The following is a 21,321-nucleotide window of genomic DNA, read 5'->3' on the forward strand; positions in this document are numbered from 1 at the left end:
AATCAAGTTTAAATTTAATAATAGCATTATGAGAAATATATTGATCCTTTTGATGACCTTCGGTTCGTTGGTAACGGCATCGGCACAGGAAAAAAACAAGAACGCCAAATATTCTATTGAGGTCAGCGGGAATTGTGGCCAATGCAAAAAGCGTATTGAAAAAGCGGCGCTTTCCGTAAATGGCGTAAAGTCGGCTGTATGGAATGAAGAAGACGGAAAACTTTCGCTGATTCTGAACGAAGAAAAATCGTCATTGCTCGACGTAGAAAAAGCTATCGCAAAAGTCGGACACGACACGCCGGACGTGAAATCGACCGATGCCGATTATGAAAAGCTGCACAGTTGCTGTAAATATGATCGCGAAACGGGCCATTAAGTTTTAATTAAACTAAAGACCGGAATTGCCCCACCCGTAAATTATGCGTAATTTCACACTCTCTTTTATACACCAAAAACTACAATGAACGATTTTAGCTGGAAAGACCTTTTTGACCCTTTGTTTTACATCCATTTTGATATCAATGGAATAAAAGTGGGGCTTTTTATAGTGTTGTTCATTGTGTTTGCCGAAACCGGATTATTCGCCGGATTCTTTTTGCCGGGCGACAGTTTGCTGTTTCTTTCCGGAATCTACAACCGCGAATTGGTTGAGAATATTATGGTGGCCGACAGTGATTTCATTAATGTTCTTGTGCTTTCGGCTTTGGTAGGAGCGGCGGGAATCGTGGGGAATATGGTCGGGTATTGGTTCGGGGCCAAAAGCGGATACTATCTGTACAACAAAAAAGACAGCCTGCTCTGGAAACAGAAATACCTGATCCAATCCAAGGAATTCTTTGAAAAACACGGCGGACGTGCGATTATCTTTGCACGTTTCCTTCCCATCTTCAGGACGTTCGCGCCTATTGTTGCGGGGATTGTGCTTATGGATAAGAAGAAGTTTATGTTCTATAACATCCTGAGTTCCTGCCTTTGGTCATTCAGTTTGATTTTTGCGGGACACTATCTGTACGGCTTTTTGCTGGAAAAGTTCAACATCGACCTCAAAGAGCACATCGAACTTATCATTATTATTCTTGTTGCGATTACGATTGTTCCGGTGATTTTGAAGTTTGGGAAGAAAAGTCCGGTGGCTTCAGAAGACGAGGCTTCTAAAGAGTAATCCCTCTAGTGTAAGCGTTCTATTATTGCTGGAAACAGCAAATGGCGTTAACTAAATCTGCGACATTTTTTATGCGACAATTTATTTTGTCATTGTAAAGTTGTCACGTGTTTTTGCCGATTGTTTTTACCCGATTCATTTTGTTACACTTTGTTCTCTTAAGCAGTATTTTAAGATTTGATACATAAAAAATGTACTTAGGATATTTTGGCAATGAGTAAATTTAAGCCGGGGAGGGGCGAATGGTGTTCCCTACAAAATCCTGAAATCAGTTGTATACATTTTTTATGTACCAAATAGCTTCGCTTCAGTTCGGCTAAAGCCTCGGGTGTTAAATTTATTCCTTTGAATATCAGTAGATCGGTTTCTTGTGGGGAGTTTATAAAACATTTTGTGTCCAGTACATTCCCTTACTAATAATTCCATCTTGCAGATTGAAATAGAAGGCCATGCCTTTTACAGTCTCAATTTTTTCATGTAAAAAAATATCAGTCATTTTAGATAAAAACGTTCATTGGAATCCCATTTTACCAATAGTTTTTTACAATTGATTCATCCCAAAACCGATTTTGAGTATTTATTAGTCATTCTCCATCAAAAGAAATCAATAAAAAAGCTGCCCATTGCTGAGCAGCTTTCCTTTTATAAAAACTAAGATGATTCGAATTACATCATGCCTGGCATTCCGCCGCCCATTGGCATTCCGCCGCCGGCATTTTCTTCTTTGATGTCAACCAAAGCGCATTCGGTAGTGAGGATCATTCCCGAAACCGAGGCTGCATTTTCAAGCGCCACACGAGTCACTTTTTTAGGGTCGATGATTCCAGCTTTAAGCATGTCAACATATTCATCTGTTTTGGCGTTATAACCAAAATCGCCAGAACCTTCCGATACTTTTGCCACAACTACAGATCCTTCAAGACCTGCGTTTTCTACAATCGTACGCAATGGAGATTCCACCGCACGGGAAACGATCTGGATTCCGGTTGCTTCGTCAGCATTATCAGCCTTTACATTTGCCAAAGCCGATTTTGCCCGGAGAAGTGCCACGCCACCACCGGCAACGATTCCTTCTTCGACGGCCGCACGTGTCGCATGAAGTGCGTCGTCTACGCGGTCTTTTTTCTCTTTCATTTCAACTTCAGATGCTGCTCCAACATAAAGTACTGCAACACCTCCGGCTAATTTCGCCAAACGTTCCTGCAATTTTTCTTTGTCGTAATCAGAAGTCGTAGATTCCATTTGAGATTTGATCTGTCCAATACGGTTTTGGATCAATTCCGGGTTTCCGGCGCCGTTTACAATTGTCGTATTATCTTTGTCGATGGAGACACGTGAAGCGGTTCCGAGCATTTCCAACGTTGCGTTTTCCAACGTGTAGCCTCTTTCTTCAGAGATCACGTTTCCACCTGTCAGGATGGCGATATCTTCCAAAAGCGCTTTTCTGCGGTCACCAAAACCAGGGGCTTTAACAGCTGCGATTTTCAACGCGCCACGCAATTTGTTTACTACTAAGGTTGATAAAGCTTCCCCGTCGACATCTTCTGCGATAATCAAAAGCGGTTTCCCAGATTGTGCGATCGGCTCCAAAACAGGAAGCAGTTCTTTGAGTACAGAAATTTTCTTATCGTACAACAAGATATACGGGTTTTCGAGTTCCGCCTGCATTTTCTCTGTATTCGTCACAAAGTAGGCTGACAGATAACCGCGGTCGAATTGCATGCCTTCCACAACGTCAACATAAGTGTCCGTTCCTTTGGCTTCTTCAACAGTGATGACACCTTCTTTGCCTACTTTTCCAAAAGCGGTCGCGATCAGATCGCCGATTACTTCATCATTGTTGGCGGAGATTGAGGCCACTTGTTTGATTTTATCACTGTCGCTTCCTACTTCTTTGGATTGTGAAGCAAGGTCAGAAACGATGGCTTCAACTGCTTTGTCGATACCGCGTTTCAAATCCATTGGGTTTGCACCCGCAGCAACGTTCTTCAATCCTTCTTTTACGATTGCCTGGGCAAGGACGGTTGCTGTAGTTGTTCCGTCACCTGCAAGATCGTTGGTTTTGGAAGCAACTTCCTTAACCATTTGTGCGCCCATGTTTTCGAGCGCATCTTTTAATTCAATTTCTTTTGCCACCGAAACACCGTCTTTGGTTACGACCGGTGCGCCGAAGCTTTTTCCGATGATTACGTTACGGCCTTTTGGACCAAGTGTAACTTTTACTGCATTTGCCAATGCGTCGACACCGCGTCTCAGGCCGTCGCGTGCGTCAATGTCGAATTTTATATCTTTTGCCATTGTTATATGTTGATGCGTTTATTTGTTTTGTTATAGATCTGACTGTTTAAACGATTGCAAGAATGTCGTCTTCACGCATGATCAGGTAGTCTTTACCTTCTAGTTTAAGTTCTGTTCCGGAGTATTTTCCATATAGGACAGCATCACCAACCTTAACGGTCATGTCATGGTCTTTGGTTCCGTTTCCAACAGCGACAACTGTTCCTTTCTGTGGTTTTTCCTTGGCAGTGTCTGGAATAAAAATACCCGAAGCGGTCTGTGTTTCAGCGGCTACGGGTTCAATCAATACGCGGTCTGCAAGTGGTTTAATGTTTAAAGCCATACTCGTTTATTGTTTATTAAAATTATTTATTTTTTTATCGTCCGCCGCTTGTCGAAAAATATGCCATGCGCCTGAACCTGACATTTTTGCTTAAAAAAAATGCCAGCGTTGACAGGCTGGCATTTTAGACGGGATTGTTTCCGTATTATTTTGTAGCTGGTTCGGCTGGAGTTGCAGGAGCAGGCGTTTCAGTTGCAGGTTGTGTAGCTGCTGGCGTCGCCGTTTTGTCTGCTGCCGGCGTTGCGGTCTTGGGAGCCGTAGCTTCAAGGTTATCGATTACTTTGGATTCGCTTTGTCCCATCATTCCAGGGAAACTCAGTGTAGACAAAAGAATCAAAGCGATAAGGATCGCTGCAAGCGTCCAGGTACTTTTATCCAAAAAGTCGGTGGTCTTTTGAACACCACCCATCATTTGAGATCCGCCCAATGAAGAAGACAAGCCGCCACCTTTAGGGTTTTGAACCATTACTACCACTATCAGCAGAAAGCAAACTATGGTTATCAGGACCAGGAAAATCGCAAAATTGTTCATTTAATCAGGAATTTATATTTTTTAGTGTACGTATATCCAAAATTCGGTCTGCAAAGAAACTACTTTTTTCCGGATATTTCAAAATTAAAATTTCATACGCCTGAATTGCCTTGTCGTACTTTTTTTGTTCAAGGTAAACCCGCGCCAGTGTTTCGGTCATCAGGTATGAATTGTCTACCGCCCGGCTAGGCTCTACGCTTAAAGCAGGCAACGGCAGGTCTTTTTTTACAGGTGGAATCTTCGGATTATTCTCTATGAAACGATCAATCAGTTCGTTTTTTTTTTGGCGTTCTTCATTCAGATCGCCGTCAGTGTTTTGTGCTGTTTCTTCTTCTGAATCTGGTTGCGGATTTTCCCTTTGGATAGGATGGAAGGCAGAAAGTTGCAACCATTCCTGGAATGAATGTTTCTCGTCTTGTGAGAAATCAAGCGGTTTTCCTATTCCGAGTTTTTCATCGGCAGCTATTTGAGGGACAGAAACGGCGGCGGCTTCCGGTGTTTCAATTATTTCTTTCGATTCCGGAATGTCAGCCGGTTCTTCTGTTGCAGTTTCAATTTCGGGTTCTGATTCGACTACGGTATAATCCACTGTCGCTTCACGAATGGAATCCAATATGGAAAGCGTCGCTGGATCAGACAGAAACGTAATCGTCTCTTCTTCTACTTCCACATTCGCAGCTTCAATAGTCGGTTCTTCTATGATTTCGTCCGGTTTTACTTCCTCGGAAATATTTTCGGTAACCGGCAAATCGAGCAATTCCTGTTGTTTGTCCTCAAAAATAGTTCTGGTGACCGAATGGAATTGATTCGAGGTAATGAAATCAAACAACACACCTCTGTCCGAAGTATAAGCAGCCGTAACCTTCAAAGCGTAGTTGTATCTGAAACTGTCTTCCTTATAAAGACCTTTGAGTCGCAAAGCACGGGCAGACTGGAAATATGGGAATTCCGTCACGATTTTGTCCAATTCCTCCGTGTCATGCGCAGTGACGGCATCGGGGTGATTGAGCAGATATGTATATTCGGACAGGTTCACGTAATTTGGATCAGAAGGGGAAATTAGCAAAAATCGGCGAAATAATCACATTACCATTTGGCCAGCGAATCGTTGAAAATATCTTGGGTTATCCGTTCGAAAATCACGTCAAGTGCGGTAGTCAAAGGTGCACCGACCAATTGTACATTGGCATCGTAATCATAAAAAAATGAAAACCGCTTTTCAAAGTTGTCGTCTTCCTTTTTCTTATTGGTAAAGCGCACCATCACGGAAATGGTCAAGCGGTTCTGGGCCGCACGCTGGTTTGCAGTTGCCGTCATTGGCGTAATGCGGTAATCGGTTATTTCGCCTTCATAAAGCAGGTCGCCGTTGGAATTCGTCAGGCTCAGGTTGGTCTGGTTCTGGATCAGATCCTGTAACTCCAATGTGAACGTACGTTCTATTCCGGGCTCGATGATTTCCGCATTGTTCTGGAAATAATTCACCTGGAACGTATCGGCATCTATTTTTCCGGTTCCGGTAAAGTTGTAAACGCTGCATCCGCTGAAAAGGAAAAGTACAGGTAATAATAAAAATATCTTTTTCATTTTCAGTTTATTGCAGGTCGAATTGTTTGATTTTCCTATACAGTGTGCGTTCCGAAATACCGAGTTCATTGGCAGCGGCTTTGCGTTTGCCTTTGTTCCTGTCCAACGCTTTCTTGATCATTTCCATCTCTTTCTGTTCGAGACGCAGCGTTTCTTCTTCCTCGACCGTTTCGGCAAAATCGTAATCTTCATGTCTTGGAACAACAGGCTGTGGCTTTTGCGTCGGAAATACGGAAACACGTTGCGGCATATCATATTCCTGTTGGTCGTCGCCATAAATTTTACGGATAAGCCCCGGATTCGATTGCTGCACTTCGGCTCCTCCGTTTTTCATGAGTTCCATGGTAAGCTTTTTCAAATCGTTGAGGTCGCTTTTCATGTCGAACAGCACTTTATAGAGAATCTCCCTTTCGGTAGAAAAATCGCTGTCGTTCTTTTTATCGGATATTACCTGTGGCAATGAATTTCCGTCCGAAGGCAAATACGACATCAATGTATTTCCGGAAATCTCGCGGTTCGTTTCCAAAACCGAAATCTGTTCGGCCACATTCCGCAGTTGACGGATGTTTCCACTCCATCTGTAACGTTGCAATTGTGCGATTGCCGATTCTTCGAGGCGTATTGGTGGCATCTTATATTTGTGGCCAAAATCAGCGGCAAACTTGCGGAACAGCAAATGAATGTCATCCTGGCGGTCGCGCAACGGCGGCAACTGGATTTCTACCGTGCTCAACCGGTAATACAAATCTTCACGGAATTTTCCTTTTGCGATCGCATCGGCCATAGGCAAATTCGTCGCGGCCACAATGCGGACGTTCGTCTTCTGGACCTGGCTCGAGCCGACTTTTATGAATTCGCCGTTTTCAAGCACACGAAGCAGCCGGACCTGTGTCGTCAGCGGCAATTCACCAACTTCGTCGAGGAAGATCGTCCCGCCGTCAGCCACTTCAAAATAGCCTTCACGCGTGGAAGTCGCGCCGGTAAATGAGCCTTTTTCGTGTCCGAAAAGTTCTGAATCTATCGTTCCTTCCGGAATAGCACCGCAGTTCACTGCGATGTATTTTCCGTGCTTCCTGTGAGAAAGCGCATGGATTATTTTTGGGATGCTTTCTTTACCGACGCCGCTTTCGCCGGTCACGAGTACCGAAATATCGGTCGGAGCAACCTGGATCGCTTTTTCTACGGCGCGGTTGAGTTTCGGGTCGTTCCCGATAATCTCGAAGCGTTGTTTTATGGATTGGATTGATTCCATATTTATTAAGAGAATAACAATTCCAAAGGTATGCCCGTTAGAAATTGTTGTTTTTATCTGGAGCTTTTTCCGGCTATCCGCTATATCTTTTGCGCTAAAGGGCGCTGCAAAAGGATGTCGCTTCTATCCGGGCTAGGCTCTCGTTTTTATTGCATCTTTTCCGAATACCCAATCGCCTCGCCAATCAATGTCGCACTCGTACATGAATTGATACGGACCAATACGAAATCGCCTGGTTTGTAATTTTCTTTGGGGAAAACGGCAACGGTATTCTGTGAATTGCGTCCGCTCCAGTGTGCATCGGAACGGTGCGATTCTTTTTCTATGAGTACTTCCACAACCTGCCCGATGAATTTATTGGTACAGTTGTGTGACAGGTCACGCTGTAGGTCTACCACTTCCTGCAAACGACGTTTTTTTACCTGTTCAGGTACGTCGTCTTCAAGTTTTCTTGCTGCCAACGTTCCGGGTCTTTCTGAATAGGCGAACATAAAGCCGTAGTCGTAGTTCACATATTTCATTAGCGAAAGTGTGTCTTGATGGTCTTCTTCGGTTTCAGTTGGGAAACCGGTGATCATATCCTGTGAAATGGCACAATCGGGAATAATCGCGCGGATCTTGTCAATCAGTGACATGTATTCTTCACGGGTGTGCTGGCGGTTCATTTCCTTCAGGATTCGCGTGCTTCCGCTTTGGACCGGCAAATGGATGTAGTTGCATACGTTATGATGTTTCGCAATCACGTGTAATACTTCTTCGTGCATGTCCTGTGGATTCGAAGTCGAGAAGCGGAAACGCATCTTTGGAAACATTCGGGCACACATATCAAGCAGCTGGGCAAAATCCACAGCCGTCGCTTTTTGCATGTCCGAAGCTTTGTCGTAATCTTTCTTGAGTCCGCCACCGTACCACAAATAGCTGTCTACGTTCTGGCCCAAAAGGGTGATTTCCTTGAAACCGCGATCGTACAAGTCGGTGATTTCTTCCAGTATGCTTTGTGGTTCACGGCTGCGTTCGCGTCCACGGGTAAACGGAACCACACAGAACGTACACATATTGTCGCATCCGCGTGTAATCGAAACAAAAGCGGTGACGCCGTTGCTGTTCAGTCGTACAGGGGAAATATCGCCGTAGGTTTCTTCTTTGGAAAGGATGACGTTGATGGCATCGCGGCCTTCTTCGACCTCGGCAAGTAAATTCGGTAAATCTTTATAGGCATCCGGCCCTACGACAAGATCGACGATTTTTTCTTCTTCCAGGAACTTGCTTTTGAGGCGTTCGGCCATACAGCCAAGCACGCCCACCTTCATCCCCGGATTGATTTTTTTGACCGCATTGTATTTTTCAAGACGCTTGCGGACAGTCTGTTCGGCTTTGTCGCGGATGGAACAGGTGTTGACCAAAACCAAGTCTGCTTCTTCGAGAAGGTTCGTGGTATTATAACCCTGACCGGCAAGGATGGATGCTACCACCTCGCTGTCGCTAAAGTTCATCTGGCACCCGTAGCTTTCAATGAACAGCTTCTTGGTATTCGTCGGATTTTGTTCGAGCACGAGGCTTTCGCCCTGCTTGTCTTCTTCGATAATCTTTTCCATAGTAGGCATTCGGAACAAAAAATTCAGAACGCAAAGATACTATAAAACTATTGTGTGACAACTTGGCAGTCGTTACTATTTGTGCATCACCTTTATATTGGTAGACCGGCCTTGTGTATCCGTAAGCCGTACCATGTAAATTCCGGCGCTGTAACCTGACATGTCTATGGAAAATGCATCAGATGAAATACCCGCAGATTGCAGTCGGCGTAAATTCATATCGTACACTTCGAAATGGGCAATCGGGAGTTTCGCGTTGATATGGAAATCGGTGCTGACCGGATTCGGATAATAACGAAGGATTTGCTCATCGGCACCATCCAAACCGAGCGTTTCACAGTCAATTTCGGCTTCCCATCCGCCTTCGTTCACAAATTGATCAGATACGAAATAGAACGTCAATGCTCCTGTTGCATGAGTCGAAGTCACTGTACCCGGGGAATCTGTTCCCGAACCAAAATAAATCAATGGGTTCGTGCTGTCGGGTCCGTCATAGATCCGAAAGAAATCATAGTCTTCTTCTGTTGAGAAATAAGTGAAATTAGCTGTGACCGTATGTCCCGGCTGTGCTGGATAAATGGTGACGAGCGTCGTTTCTTCATCCGCATAATTATCGTCTACACCGCCGCTGTCGGTAAACAAGGCTCCGGCGCAATAATCAGGTTGGGTACAAAAAGTAAGCGGTCCGGCAATTTCAGAAGTCGTCGCTCCGCAAACTGACCTTATGTAAAAGTCATAGCATACATTCGATGAAAGTCCCGTTACGGTCAACGGAAGCGAAGCCGTCGTATTCCATGCAGAACCAATCACGTTTCCTTCTGGAACAACCATATATTCCCAACTTTCGGCACCTGAATTCTCGTTCCACTCAAAAGTCGCCGAATTGTTGTTGACGAAAAGCAAATCGAGGTTGTTCGGTTGTGCGGCACATGCAGGAAGCGGTTCACACGTAAACGAAATGTCCCAGCCGGCTTCGGTAACGAATTCGTCCGATACAAAAACAAAAGTCAATGCACCTGTGATGTGCGTGGAAACAATATTGGCCGGAAGAAAATCGCCGCTGCCGTAAAACAGTAATTCACCATTGGTATCAGGGCCGTTATAAACCGACATGAAATCGAAATCTTCCTCCGTCGAGAACAAATTGAATGTAGCCACAACCCGTTCGTTGAGCTGTTGCGGGAATATGACGGTAGTGTAGGACTGATCGTTCGGATAACTGCCGTTGATTCCGCCCGTATCATAAAAATGGGCACCGGCGCAGTAATCCAGCTGGGTGCAAAAAGAGAATGGGCCACTCAAAGCCGAGTTTCCGGACGAGCAATTCGACTTGACATAAAAGTCATAGCAGCTTACGGGAGAAAGATCCTGGATCAGGAACGGGTTGGTCGATGCAGTCACGAAAGTTCCGGTTGGCCCACTGTTTTGCGGAACGACCATAATTTGCCAACTCGAGCTTCCGGTAGTGTCCGTCCAGGCAAGAGTCGCTGTGGTCGAAGTAGCGTTCAGGATATGGATGTTTGATGGGGAAGCACAGGCAGTCGTAAAGGAATAAGGCGAAGTGTAATTGCCTGTTCCGCAACTGTTGACTGCGCGAATTCTCCAGAAATATGTGGAACTGTCGGTCAAATCGGAAAGCGTCAGTGTGTTTCCTGACAACGATTGCTGTTGGATGATATTGGTAAAAGACGCATCGGCGGAAACCTGAACCTCGAATTGCTGTACGTTGGTATCTGCCGCCCATTGCAGTGAAACCGGTTGTGAAATGCTTCCAATTCCGTTTGCAGGTGAAATGATGGCTGGCACAGTAACAATCGGTTGATATATTTCGAGCGTCAACGGAAAACTGAAATCTCCATTGGCCGAATTTCCGACAATGTTGAAATTGTATATCCCCTGAGACAATGTCTGGACTCCGTTAAGGTTTACGGTAAAAGTTCCCGCTGCTGTCATGTTCGACGGACTGATGGAAGCCGTTACGCCGGTTGGAAGTCCCTGAGCCGTCAATGTAATATTCCCAGAGAAATTATTCCGGGTATTGAGGTTGAACTGATAGGCGGCTTCTGTACTTCCCTGGCAGAGTGAAAGTGTATCCTGCGTGGCTTCAAACCAGAATTCCTTGATTGAAACGCCGGAAACGATAAGCGAATATGGCTGATTTCCGCCCTGAAGGTTGCCTTTATGCGAAACCCGAATCGTATAATTTCCGGACGGAAGGGCAATCTGGGCGCGTTCGACGTTATCGACTAGGTTATCTCCGGTAGTTGCGGCTGCTGTAACGTTGGCAGGATCCAGTTTCCAGGGATAGATTGTATTTCCATTTTGGATGATACGTATGTCGAGGTCGTTGACAAGCTTCGAAGCCGGGTCGTCAAGAATGTCATTCGATGGAGCCGCTGCGGGATCTGTCCAGCAAATCGTGGCAAACATAGGCTCATCGCCCAAAGCGGTCACGTTTAAGTCATATGTTTGTCCTTGATTCAGCGTGTTTTCTGAAATATACGATTGTAATCCTTTTTTGGTGATGACCTGTGCAGCGGCGCCTGCATTGATAAGTCCCCATCCGAAAGCGTAATCAGGGCCAGGGTCATTTCCGGCTTCATCGGCCGTATGGATCGCCAATCCTCTCAACGTGGCGGCACGCATGAACGAATTGTTTTTTTGCTGATAATATTGCTGGAGGAGTAACAAGGTTCCGGTAACGCCCGGTGAAGCCATGGATGTTCCGGAAAGACTTCCGTAGCTGACGATGGATTCATTCGTAGAGGATAAAACATTGACGCCTTTGGTACACAAATCAGGTTTGATGCGTCCGTCATCAGTTGGGCCCCAACTGCTGAAACCTGACATGACCACAGATGCAGGGCCTTCATAATCCAGTACCTCATTTACGGCGGCTACGACCACTGCGTTTTTGCTTGTGGCGTGCCCGGCAAGCAAGTCGTATCCGTTTTTTGTGAGGTTGTAATTTCCACGACTGTTACCTGCTGCACAAACGAATTGATAGTATGGCGCATTGAACATCACCTGATCAAAAGCCGCCGATTCCTCATCGTATTTTCCCCATTGGTAATCGTCTAAAAAATCTGGGTTGTAACCATAGGAATGGTTGGATAGCAACAAACCATCGGCTGCTGCCTGGGCGGTTTCAGAAACATCATTGTTCCAGTCATAAGAGTGCCCGAAAGCTTTGTAAGCCATGCCCCGTGCGGCTCCTTCCTGTACCTGATCTGTCCCGATTACGGTTCCGCAAACGTGTGTGGCATGGTAATGAGTCTGTGTAGCTCCATCCATTACGGTAAGTCGTCCGCTGAAAATCTCATGCTCAGGAAAACCTGATCCGGCATCCCAGATTCCGGCAATCATGTTTTCTCCGTTGATATTGAGTCCTAAAGAACCGCCAGTGTACAACGTATTTGCCCGCGATGTAATTCCTGAGCCGTAATTATAAGTGGAAAAGTAAACTGGTTTGTCTCCGTTCCTCAGACCGACGAGTTGTGAATAACTTCCACTTTTTTCAATGATTGCCGGCCAGCCATATTGCTTTGAAAGTTGGAAGGCCCGCTTTTTTTGTTGTAGGAATTTCTGACTACTTGCAGTAGCGAATCGTTGCAGTGAAACCGTGTTGGTTTTGGATTTTATTTCTTCGCGTTGCTGAGGTGTCTGGGAGAGGAGAAGGCTCGGTAAAAAAATGAGCGCTAGCCATTTATTCATAGGTTCAGGGAAATTTTCAGGCGCAATAATACGCAATATTCAATTACGAAAAGCATGTGATTTAGGATCTGCGGTTTTAGGTATAAAAGTGTACCTATATATATAGGTATAACAGTAAATGAGAAATCGTAAAATTGGTATTGGATTTTTTCTTCTACTTTTGCCGCAAACAAAAAGGTAAATGGCAAAGAACTTAGTAATTGTGGAATCACCGGCAAAGGCCAAAACAATTGAGAAATTCCTGGGCAATGATTACCAGGTCGAATCAAGTTACGGACATATAGCCGATTTGCCGTCAAAGGAAATCGGGGTCGATGTTACCAAAGGCTTTACTCCCAAGTATGAAGTTTCCCCAGAAAAGAAAGTTTTGGTAAAAAAACTTAGGGATCTTTCCAAGAACGCCGATATGGTCTGGCTCGCTTCCGATGAGGACCGCGAAGGGGAAGCGATTTCCTGGCACCTTGCCGAAGAACTAAAGCTCGACAAGAACAAGACCCGCCGTATCGTATTTCATGAAATCACCAAGCCTGCCATATTAAAGGCTATAGATAACCCGAGAGGAATCAATTATAATCTGGTCGATGCACAACAGGCACGCCGTGTCCTTGACCGTTTGGTCGGGTATGAACTATCTCCGGTTTTGTGGAGAAAGGTAAAAGGTGGATTGTCTGCCGGACGCGTGCAATCGGTAGCAGTACGATTGATAGTGGAGCGTGAAAGGGAAATCCAGAACTTCAATGCCCAATCTTCGTTTTCCGTATCAGCCGAATTCACGAATGAGAGCGGGAAATCGTTCAAAGCGAAACTCGGAAAGAACTTCGCCACCCAACAGGAAGCCGAAGATTTCCTGAAACGCACGAACGGTTCACACTATAAAGTATCGGAACTGGAAACCAAACCGGCCAAAAAATCACCGGCGGCTCCGTTTACCACATCTACTTTACAACAGGAAGCCGCAAGAAAATTGTATCTGCCTGTCGGAATCACTATGCAGCTTGCGCAGCGGCTGTATGAAGCCGGACTTATTACGTATATGAGAACGGATAGTGTCAATCTTTCAGATGAAGCGATGTCGGCCACTAAAAAAGAAATCATCTCATCATACGGTGAAGCGTTTTCAAAACCGAGAAACTTTGTCACCAAAAGCAAAGGCGCGCAGGAAGCCCACGAGGCAATCCGGCCGACCGATATGTCTCGCCACACGGTTTCCATAGACAGGGATCAGGCTCGTCTGTATGATTTGATTTGGAAAAGGACTATCGCCTCACAAATGAGCGATGCCGAACTCGAAAGGACTGTAGCAGGAATTTCATCGAACCAACATCCGGAAACGTTTACGGCATCTGGTGAAGTTTTGAAGTTTGAAGGATTTTTGAAAGTCTATCTCGAAGGACAGGACGATGAAGAGGAAGAACAGGAAGGAATGTTGCCGGCTCTGAGACTGAACGAAAGCCTGAAAGCTGTATTGATATCGGCAACCCAAAGATATTCGCGCCCGGCGTCAAGATATACCGAAGCTTCTTTGGTGAAGAAACTCGAAGAACTTGGGATCGGTCGTCCGTCGACATACGCCCCAACCATTTCGACCATCATCAACAGGACTTATGTCGAAAAAGGGAATATGGAAGGAAGCGAGCGTAAGTATGTGCAGCTGACACTTTCAAATGGGAACGTCGAAACAAAAACGCTTACCGAAGTTACCGGATCTGATAAAGGGAAATTGGTTCCGACCGATATCGGAACGATTGTAACGGACTTTCTGGTCAAAAATTTCGAATCAATTATGGATTACAACTTCACGGCCAAGGTCGAGGAAGATTTTGATGAAATCGCAGCCGGGAATCAGTCTTGGTCATTGATGATGCGGGAATTTTACGATGGTTTCCATCCGCAGGTCAAAGAAGTGGAAGAAAATGCCGAGCGTGAAAGCGGAGAGCGTATACTTGGAACCGATCCGAAAACCGGAAAACCGGTCAGCGTTCGTCTGGGTAAATTTGGGCCGATGGCACAGATTGGCGATGCAACCGACGAGAATAAGATATTTGCGAGTCTGAGGTCTGACCAGAACATTGGCAGTATCACACTTGAAGAGACATTGAACCTTTTCCTGCTCCCGAAACAACTCGGTACCTATAAAGGTGAAGACATAGAAGTAAGCAACGGTCGATTCGGGCCTTATGTGCGTCATGGAAAAACATTTATCTCATTGCCGAAAGGCGAAGAACCCTTGGATGTGACTTTCGATCGCGCCACAGAACTTATCGATGAGAAGAACAGGGCAGATGCGCCTATTGGCGAATACCAGGGACATGGTGTCCAAAAAGGAGTGGGTCGGTTCGGGCCTTTCATCAAATGGAACGGCATATTTATCAATGTGAGCAAAAAGTATAATTTTGATAATTTGTCTGCGGCTGATATCGCTCAGCTTATAGAAGAAAAGCTTCAGAAAGACGAAGACAAGCTCATCCATAACTGGGAAGCGGAAGGTATCAAACTTGAAAAAGCACGTTGGGGCCGATTCGTGCTGAGCAAAGGAAAAATCAAAATTGACCTCAATAAGGATTTCAAGGCGGATGCATTGACTCTGGAACAAGCCCAGGAACTGATTGCGGCAAAAACACCCGCCAAGAAAACGGCGGCGAAAAAGACAACCGCAGCGAAAAAGCCATCGGCTAAGAAACCTGCCGCTAAAAAAACAACAGCAGTCGCTAAGAAAAAATAAGTATGGAATTCGATTTTCTGTCACCGGTAGATCAGCACACTTTAGATTTTGTAAAAGAACTTTCGGGTCAGCACTTGGGGAGTAAAGTCACGTTTCATTCGGAAGCGGATTTTCCGGATATGGATCAAATACGTATCGGGATAATTGGTGTTTGTGAATCACGTGGCTCCGGATCTTTGGTTCGGACTATGGATTTGTCGCGTTTCCGGCGAGAACTGTATTCGCTTTATCCCGGAAACTGGGAAGTATCGATTGCCGATTTGGGCGATATTGATGCAGGCGATTCATTGTCGGATACATACTATGCGTTACAGAAGGCTTGTGAAGGTTTGTTGAAACGGAATATATTACCCGTCGTAATCGGCGGATGCCAGGATTTGACGTATGCTATGTACCGTTCGTATGATAAGCTGGAACAAATGGTCAATCTGACCTCGGTCGACAGTAAGTTTGATTTTGGAAAAGGCGATGACAAAGCCAAGCCAAGCCACAACTATATTTCGAAGATTATCCTGGACGAGCCGAACAACCTTTTTAATTTTACCAACCTCGGTTTCCAGACTTATTATAATTCGCAGGAAGAAATTGACCTGGTCGATAAATTGTATTTTGATGCCTATCGATTGGGAGAACTTTCAAATAACATCACTTTGGCGGAACCTGTTTTCAGGGATTCTGATTTGGTGAGCTTTGATCTTTCGGCAGCTTCATCTGCAACGACCGGAAATTTCGATCCGTTCGTCCCAAATGGATTTAATGGTAAAGAGATGTGTTCACTGGCACGTTATGCCGGCATCAGTGACAAGGTTTCCGCTTTTGGGATTTTTGGTGAAGAACTTTCCGGGTCAGAAGCGTGCATCGCCGCTCAATTGGTTTGGTACTTTATAGAAGGATCGCATTATCGTTCCAATGAATATCCGTTCGGTGACAGGAATACTTATTTAAAGTATATCGTTCCTTTGGAAGATGAAGAGCTGGTTTTTTACAAAAGTGACAAAACAGATCGTTGGTGGATTGAAATTCCGCACCCTTCCGGCGGTCATACTAAACTAAAAAGAAATACGTTATTACCGTGTTCTTATGAAGAGTATCTCGCGGCTTGCAACAATGAATTGCCTGAACGCTGGTGGAAAGCTCAACGGAAAAATCTGATAGGCTAAAAAGGTTACAGTTATTCATGTAACTACATCGTTTTCGTAAGATTTGGATTACAATATTTTTACATTTGTGCATTTTATCGATATTTTTTTGCATTTTATCGATAAAAAATTTTTTTATTAAAAGTAATAATTCTACATTTGACCTCGTTATCAAATTTGTTTTGTATTTAATTGTTTTTTTAAAAAATTATGGATACGTTTACGCCCTTAAAAAAGAAAATACACTTAACCCAAATTTATATGAAGAAATTCGTTGCATTCTCAGCAATTTTCGCATTCTTGGCCAGCTGCGGTAGTTCCGACAAAGGCGAGCTGGTTGGTGTGAAAGGTAAGAAATGGCACCCTGAGCAACCTTACGGTATGACTTTGGTTCCTGGTGGTTCATTCATCATGGGTAAGTCAGATGATGACTTGGCGAATGTTCAGGATGCTCCTACTAAAACGGTCACTGTTCGTTCTTTTTATATGGACGAGACAGAAATCACGAATAGTGAGTACCGTCAGTTCGTAGAATGGGTTAAAGATTCTACTATACGTGTCCGATTGGCCATTCTTGCTGACGAAGTCGGTGGCGGAGGCGCTGCCGGAACAGGTGGCGGTGGCGGTGGAAAAGGCGGAAGTATTTCTGACTTTGCTTTCAATGACCAGGATCCTGCTAAAATGACTCCGTACGATAAATATATGTATGAGAATTATTATAGTGTAGGTACTGGTGATGATCCGTATGCCGGAAGAAAATTGAACCACAAAGTGAAGCTTCATACAGATACGGCCAAGTATCCGGATGAATATTACACTGAGGTGATGGATAGTATGTATTTGCCTGCTGCTGAGGCTTATAATGGTCTTCGTACTATTGACGTAAATAAATTGCAGTTCCGTTATACCTGGATGGATATTCAGGCTGCCGCCAAGGCTAAAAAAGGAAAGCGCTCTGAATTCATAAAAACTGAAAAAGTAGGTGTTTATCCAGATACTACCTCGTGGATTAAAGATTTTGCTTACTCATACAATGAGCCGATGCACAACGATTACTTCTGGCATCAGGCATACAGCGAATATCCTGTTGTTGGTGTCACTTGGAAACAGGCTAAAGCATTTTGTGCATGGAGAACCCTAAACAAAAATGCTTATATCAAAAAGAAAAAAGGACGCGACTTAATCAATACTTTCCGTCTTCCTACAGAAGCTGAATGGGAATATGCTGCCCGTGGCGGACTCGAGTCAGGAACATATCCTTGGGGTGGTCCTTATGCAAAAAATGATCGCGGTTGTTTCCTTGCGAACTTCAAGCCTAACCGTGGTGATTATGCGGCTGACCAAGCGCTATACACTGTAGAGGCAAAATCATTCGAGCCAAATGGTTACAACTTGTATAATATGGCTGGAAACGTGTCTGAATGGACAGATTCGTCTTACGACGCGGCAGCTTATGAATATGTTTCTACAATGAACCCGACTGTAGGCGATTTGAAAAATATGCGTAAAGTAGTTCGCGGTGGTTCATGGAAAGATGTTGCTTACTATCTTCAGGTTAGTACACGTGACTTTGAATATGCCGATACTGCCCGCAGTTATATCGGATTCCGTACTGTCCAGGATTATATGGGTATGAACGTGACTGGCAAAGCGCCAAAGAGATAATCAAATTAACCAACTTTTTTATATTAACTTAACTTAACTAAAATTATTTATTATGGCACTATTGAGTCCTAAAGTGATGAATTTCTGCTACGGTATGGGAGCAGCAGTTGTAATTGTAGGAGCGCTTTTTAAAATTCAGCATTATCCTGGAGCTGGTCCACTTTTGATTGTCGGACTTTTAACAGAAGCGTTGATTTTCGGTCTTTCTGCTTTTGATCCTGTAGCCACTGAACTTGACTGGTCATTGGTATATCCTGAATTGGCTGGTGGAGAAGCAAAAAAGAAAGATGCTAAAAAAGAAGATCCTAAAGAAGCTCAGGGATTGCTTTCTCAAAAATTGGATAATCTATTGAAAGAAGCTAAAATCGATGGCGAATTAATGGCCAGCCTCGGTAACAGTATCAAAAACTTCGAATCTGCAGCTAAAGGAATTTCTCCAACAGTTGATTCAATCGCTTCACAAAAGAAATACAGCGAAGAGCTTACATTGGCTGCCGCTCAATTGGAATCTTTGAACAGTTTGTACAAAGTTCAATTGGAGAGTGCTTCAAGAAATGCTCAAATCAACCAGGAAGTTGCTGAAAACAACCTTAAACTGAAAGATCAAATGCAATCACTTACCTCTAACTTGTCTTCATTGAACAATGTTTACGGTGGTATGTTGTCTGCAATGGGAAGAAACTAATTCCGATCATTTTTTATAAACGAAAACTAACTAATCGAAAAAAATGGCAGGAGGAAAATTAACCCCACGGCAAAAGATGATTAACCTGATGTATCTGGTTTTCATCGCGATGTTGGCATTGAACATGTCAAAAGAGGTTCTATCGGCTTTTGGCTTGATGAACGAAAAATTTGAGTCTTCTAACACGGCTGCTACCAAACTTAATAAAGATATGCTCGATGCCCTTGATCTTAAGGGTAGTGAGGATGCGAGCTTTAAAGAAGCAAAAGTAAGGGCAGATAAAATTGCTGGAATTACTAAAAAATTCTATGATTACATCGGGTCTCTTAAATCTTATGCGACTAAAGGTGTAGAAGTTAATCCTGAGACCAAAAAACTCCCTTACGAAGCTATGGACAAGGGTCCTGGAATCGATGAAGGTTGGTTTAGTGGAGATAACTACTCAGCAAAAGGTAAAGAAATTGTTGCAACTATTGATCAGTTTAAGGCTGATATCAAATCTGTCTTAGGAGGCGATAAAAAATACAGTTCAATCGTTTCTGAAATTGAGTCTAAATTTGATACTAAAGACGTTGTAAATGGAGAAGGTATCAAATTGAGATATCTGAACTATCACTTCGAACATTTTCCTGCAGTAGCTTCTTTGGCTTATCTTTCTGCCATGCAAGCTGATGTTAAAAAGGCTGAATCTGATATTTATTCTGCACTACTTGGAAAAGCGGCTGTTGCTGCTGCTTCCATGAGTAACTATACTGCTATTGTCGTTCTTGATAAAAATGCTTATTTCCAAGGAGAGAAAGTAACGGGTAAAGTTGTATTGGGTCGTTATGACGAAAATACGGTACCAACTGCTTTCAACGGTCCTGGTAAAATCGAAAACGGACAAGCTGTTATTAATATGACTGCCGGTTCTGTCGGTGAGCAAAAAATTGCAGGTAGCTTCTCATTCTTGGAAGATGGAAAGACAATCCCTTTGAAATTTGAAGGAAAGTATGTGGTAGTTCCTCGTCCATCAGGTGCTAATATTTCAGCTGATAAAATGAACGTTGTTTACCGCGGGCTTCCAAACCCAATGACAATCTCTATCGCAGGTATCGCTGACAGTGATGTTAAAGCTTCTGCTCCAGGTTTGTCAAGTTCTGGAAAAGGAAAATACAACCTGAATCCAGGAAGCGGTACAGAAGTTATCGTTAACGTCAACGGTAAACTTCCAGATGGTAAATCTGTAACGGATAAAAAAGTGTTCCGTATCAAAAACATTCCAGGCCCTCAGGGTGCTATCGGAGGTGTAATTGGTAACACTAAAGGAGCTAAATCACGTCTTGAAGTATCCCAGGTTTCGGCTAAATTGGAAGATTTCCTTTATGACCTTGATTTCCGTGTAACCCAGTTTACATTTAAGGTTCCCGGACAGGCTGCAGTAGTTGTTACAGGTGATCGTGTAAACGCTCAGTGTAAAGCTGCTCTTGCCCGTGCAAGCCGTGGTGATCTGGTTGTCATTTCTGATATCAAAACTAAAATCGTAGGTGCCGAAGGAATTCAGACTAAAGCTTGTTCTCCGGTTGTTTACGAAATACAATAACAAATTAAGTTAGTCGTTAACCTACTAAAAGATAACTTAACATGAAATTAAAAAACCTTTTATTAACCGTATTTTGTATTGCGGCATCGGCTCAGCTTTCTGCTCAATCGAATCTGCTTAATGCAAAAACGCCAAGCGAAATCGGGAAAAAGACCGAGGCTCAGCTTAATTACGACAATGATAAACCGTTAGCATACGGATATGTTCATGATCGTGACATCCTTATGGGAAAAACAGTCTGGGAATTTATCGATCTTAACCAACGTGTTAACTTTCCGTTACTTTACCCGGTTGATACTGCCAACATTGGTGGTGATAGAAGATCCCTTTTTAATGTTCTGTTAAACGCTATCAAAAGTGGTAAGATAACTGAAGTCTACGCTGACGATTATTTTAATACCAAGAAGACTTTGAAAGATATGGAAAGTGTGTTTACATATATTGACACACTTGACTCGGGTCGTGATGAGTTGAACAATAACCGTGATCTTTATTTCCCTAGCCAGACTAAAGCTGTGGTTAAGAAAGATAAAAAAGGTAGAATCATTTCATCTACGCCAGGAGGAACAATCCCAGCTCAAAGACAATTGGATGCACAGTATATCAACAAGACGGAGCTTACTCCTGCCGATGTACAAGGCTATAAAATTAAAGGGTTTTGGTATTTTGACAAACGTCAAGGTGAGTTGAAGTATCGTTTACTTGCCATTTGTCCTGTGGCTATCGAAGCAAGGGATATTGGTAAGGAAAAGGCGGATGCAATCGAATTGTTCTGGGTGTATTTTCCATCTGCCCGTGAAGTGTTGCATCAACACACCGCTTTCAACGACCGTAACTCCGCAATGCCAATCACGTTTGACCACTTGTTGAATTCACGTCGTTTCAGTGGCGAGATCTACAAAGAAGAAAACGTAATGGGTGACCGTCAGATTGTAGACTATATGAAAGACAATGCACAATTCCAGCTGTTGGAATCTGACCGTATCAAAGATAAGATTCGCGATTTCGAACAGGATATGTGGAATTACTAATTGTATATTCAAATACAAACCCCGCTCACACAGCGGGG

At 43.9% G+C, this 21,321-nt stretch carries 16 protein-coding genes; 8 read left to right on the forward strand and 8 right to left on the reverse strand.

Translation table 11 applies throughout. From position 1 onward, the window contains the following. Positions 1-28 precede the first annotated feature (28 nt). A complete protein-coding gene (locus G6047_RS05930) occupies positions 29-376 on the forward strand; it encodes a heavy-metal-associated domain-containing protein (protein WP_169526564.1) in 348 nt (115 codons plus the stop codon). An 84-nt stretch (positions 377-460) separates the two neighbouring features. Beyond that, the gene (locus tag G6047_RS05935) at positions 461-1,162 is read left to right on the forward strand and encodes a DedA family protein (RefSeq protein WP_169526565.1); all 702 of its coding nucleotides are present in this window, start codon (positions 461-463) and stop codon (positions 1,160-1,162) included. Between the two features lie 666 nt (positions 1,163-1,828). Here G6047_RS05935 and groL read toward each other — a convergent pair. The 8 genes from groL to G6047_RS05975 all read right to left on the reverse strand — a co-directional run bounded on the left by groL (position 1,829) and on the right by G6047_RS05975 (position 12,459). Beyond that, positions 1,829-3,460 carry a chaperonin GroEL gene (gene groL / locus G6047_RS05940; protein ID WP_169526566.1) on the reverse strand — a complete coding sequence of 544 codons (1,632 nt, stop codon included), beginning with the start codon at positions 3,458-3,460 and terminating at the stop codon, positions 1,829-1,831. A gap of 46 nt (positions 3,461-3,506) precedes the next feature. Then, the gene (locus G6047_RS05945; protein ID WP_169526567.1) at positions 3,507-3,782 is read right to left on the reverse strand and encodes a co-chaperone GroES; all 276 of its coding nucleotides are present in this window, start codon (positions 3,780-3,782) and stop codon (positions 3,507-3,509) included. Positions 3,783-3,927: 145 nt separating this feature from the next. Next, on the reverse strand, positions 3,928-4,314 hold the full coding sequence (gene secG, locus G6047_RS05950; protein ID WP_169526568.1) for a preprotein translocase subunit SecG: 387 nt from the start codon (positions 4,312-4,314) through the stop codon (positions 3,928-3,930). A gap of 4 nt (positions 4,315-4,318) precedes the next feature. After that, positions 4,319-5,350 (reverse strand): tetratricopeptide repeat protein, encoded by a 1,032-nt coding sequence (locus tag G6047_RS05955; RefSeq protein ID WP_169526569.1) that lies wholly within the window; start codon positions 5,348-5,350, stop codon positions 4,319-4,321. A gap of 50 nt (positions 5,351-5,400) precedes the next feature. After that, complete coding sequence (locus tag G6047_RS05960) at positions 5,401-5,898, reverse strand: LptE family protein (protein WP_169526570.1); 498 nt, start codon at positions 5,896-5,898, stop codon at positions 5,401-5,403. Positions 5,899-5,905: 7 nt separating this feature from the next. Then, on the reverse strand, positions 5,906-7,150 hold the full coding sequence (locus G6047_RS05965) for a sigma-54 interaction domain-containing protein (protein WP_169526571.1): 1,245 nt from the start codon (positions 7,148-7,150) through the stop codon (positions 5,906-5,908). Between the two features lie 146 nt (positions 7,151-7,296). Then, positions 7,297-8,745, reverse strand: coding sequence for a tRNA (N6-isopentenyl adenosine(37)-C2)-methylthiotransferase MiaB (miaB, locus tag G6047_RS05970; RefSeq protein ID WP_169526572.1), 1,449 nt, complete (start codon positions 8,743-8,745; stop codon positions 7,297-7,299). Between the two features lie 75 nt (positions 8,746-8,820). Continuing rightward, the gene (locus G6047_RS05975; RefSeq protein WP_169526573.1) at positions 8,821-12,459 is read right to left on the reverse strand and encodes a S8 family serine peptidase; all 3,639 of its coding nucleotides are present in this window, start codon (positions 12,457-12,459) and stop codon (positions 8,821-8,823) included. 181 nt (positions 12,460-12,640) lie between these two features. On the opposite strand from G6047_RS05975, the gene topA reads away from it, so the two are divergent. The 6 genes from topA to porN all read left to right on the forward strand — a co-directional run bounded on the left by topA (position 12,641) and on the right by porN (position 21,283). Continuing rightward, positions 12,641-15,181: a type I DNA topoisomerase gene (topA, locus tag G6047_RS05980; RefSeq protein WP_169526574.1), complete on the forward strand. Its 2,541-nt coding sequence runs from the start codon at positions 12,641-12,643 to the stop codon at positions 15,179-15,181. 2 nt (positions 15,182-15,183) lie between these two features. Next, positions 15,184-16,341 carry a formimidoylglutamase gene (locus tag G6047_RS05985; RefSeq protein WP_169526575.1) on the forward strand — a complete coding sequence of 386 codons (1,158 nt, stop codon included), beginning with the start codon at positions 15,184-15,186 and terminating at the stop codon, positions 16,339-16,341. 240 nt (positions 16,342-16,581) lie between these two features. Beyond that, positions 16,582-17,985: a T9SS ring complex lipoprotein PorK/GldK gene (gene porK / locus G6047_RS05990; protein ID WP_169526607.1), complete on the forward strand. Its 1,404-nt coding sequence runs from the start codon at positions 16,582-16,584 to the stop codon at positions 17,983-17,985. 52 nt (positions 17,986-18,037) lie between these two features. Beyond that, entirely contained in the window at positions 18,038-18,670 is a 633-nt protein-coding gene (porL, locus tag G6047_RS05995) for a type IX secretion system motor protein PorL/GldL (protein ID WP_169526576.1), read from the forward strand. 43 nt (positions 18,671-18,713) lie between these two features. Further along, positions 18,714-20,252, forward strand: coding sequence for a type IX secretion system motor protein PorM/GldM (porM, locus tag G6047_RS06000; protein ID WP_169526577.1), 1,539 nt, complete (start codon positions 18,714-18,716; stop codon positions 20,250-20,252). 41 nt (positions 20,253-20,293) lie between these two features. After that, entirely contained in the window at positions 20,294-21,283 is a 990-nt protein-coding gene (gene porN / locus G6047_RS06005; RefSeq protein WP_169526578.1) for a type IX secretion system ring subunit PorN/GldN, read from the forward strand. The last annotated feature ends 38 nt before the right edge of the window (positions 21,284-21,321 follow it).

It is taken from the genome of Flavobacterium silvaticum (assembly GCF_012911565.1).
GTDB lineage: Bacteria > Bacteroidota > Bacteroidia > Flavobacteriales > Flavobacteriaceae > Flavobacterium > Flavobacterium silvaticum.

What these genes read in the sequence shown, in the direction of transcription:
- porK (WP_169526607.1), top strand. Translation starts at nt 16,582, where the DNA reads ATGAAGAAATTCGTTGCATTCTCAGCAATTTTCGCATTCTTGGCCAGC.
- G6047_RS05960 (WP_169526570.1), bottom strand. Translation starts at nt 5,898, where the DNA reads ATGAAAAAGATATTTTTATTATTACCTGTACTTTTCCTTTTCAGCGGA.
- G6047_RS05965 (WP_169526571.1), bottom strand. Translation starts at nt 7,150, where the DNA reads ATGGAATCAATCCAATCCATAAAACAACGCTTCGAGATTATCGGGAAC.
- G6047_RS05985 (WP_169526575.1), top strand. Translation starts at nt 15,184, where the DNA reads ATGGAATTCGATTTTCTGTCACCGGTAGATCAGCACACTTTAGATTTT.
- G6047_RS05945 (WP_169526567.1), bottom strand. Translation starts at nt 3,782, where the DNA reads ATGGCTTTAAACATTAAACCACTTGCAGACCGCGTATTGATTGAACCC.
- miaB (WP_169526572.1), bottom strand. Translation starts at nt 8,745, where the DNA reads ATGGAAAAGATTATCGAAGAAGACAAGCAGGGCGAAAGCCTCGTGCTC.
- secG (WP_169526568.1), bottom strand. Translation starts at nt 4,314, where the DNA reads ATGAACAATTTTGCGATTTTCCTGGTCCTGATAACCATAGTTTGCTTT.
- G6047_RS05930 (WP_169526564.1), top strand. Translation starts at nt 29, where the DNA reads ATGAGAAATATATTGATCCTTTTGATGACCTTCGGTTCGTTGGTAACG.
- porL (WP_169526576.1), top strand. Translation starts at nt 18,038, where the DNA reads ATGGCACTATTGAGTCCTAAAGTGATGAATTTCTGCTACGGTATGGGA.
- porN (WP_169526578.1), top strand. Translation starts at nt 20,294, where the DNA reads ATGAAATTAAAAAACCTTTTATTAACCGTATTTTGTATTGCGGCATCG.
- groL (WP_169526566.1), bottom strand. Translation starts at nt 3,460, where the DNA reads ATGGCAAAAGATATAAAATTCGACATTGACGCACGCGACGGCCTGAGA.
- G6047_RS05935 (WP_169526565.1), top strand. Translation starts at nt 461, where the DNA reads ATGAACGATTTTAGCTGGAAAGACCTTTTTGACCCTTTGTTTTACATC.
- G6047_RS05975 (WP_169526573.1), bottom strand. Translation starts at nt 12,459, where the DNA reads ATGAATAAATGGCTAGCGCTCATTTTTTTACCGAGCCTTCTCCTCTCC.
- topA (WP_169526574.1), top strand. Translation starts at nt 12,641, where the DNA reads ATGGCAAAGAACTTAGTAATTGTGGAATCACCGGCAAAGGCCAAAACA.
- porM (WP_169526577.1), top strand. Translation starts at nt 18,714, where the DNA reads ATGGCAGGAGGAAAATTAACCCCACGGCAAAAGATGATTAACCTGATG.